This is a genomic window from Paenibacillus xylanexedens, from assembly GCF_007680605.1.
GTDB lineage: Bacteria > Bacillota > Bacilli > Paenibacillales > Paenibacillaceae > Paenibacillus > Paenibacillus xylanexedens_B.
Genome location: NZ_VEIO01000044.1, coordinates 1 through 533, shown reverse-complemented (window position 1 = coordinate 533; position 533 = coordinate 1). Strand labels below are relative to the sequence as shown.

At 53.8% G+C, this 533-nt stretch carries 1 protein-coding gene; it reads right to left on the bottom strand.

All coding sequences use genetic code 11. From position 1 onward, the window contains the following. On the bottom strand, positions 1-533 hold a 533-nt coding region (locus tag FS818_RS28290; protein WP_145336731.1), incomplete at both ends, for an AMP-binding protein.

Genomic DNA, 533 nt, shown 5'->3' with positions numbered 1-533 from the left:
CGGCTTACCACGTAGGCACACAGATAAGACTCGCCCTGCTCGTCTTTCCGAGCCACAACCACCGCTTCCTTCACGTCTGCGTGTTGCAGAAGAACATGCACAATTTCGCCTATTTCGATTCGGTACCCTCGGATCTTTACCTGTTCATCGATCCGACCCAGGTACTCCAGGTTACCGTCCGGTAGCCACCGTACCAAATCCCCAGTACGATACATCCGCCCGCCCGGTTCAAACGGGTTGTCTACAAACTTCTCTGCCGTCAGCTCGGGACGGTTCAAGTATCCGCGTGCCAAGCCGTCTCCCGCGATGCATAGCTCGCCCGGCACTCCAATCGGCTGTAACTGGTTCACCCGATCAACGACATAGGTGCGAGTATTCGCCAGCGGAACACCGATTGAAACTGTCGCTTCCCTCGGATCTATATAATCAACGGAATAGTACGTAGTATACACAGTACTCTCTGTCGGACCGTATACGTGAATAATCCGACCTTTACCAAGCACCTGATACGCTTTGGCCACGTGGTCGATCGA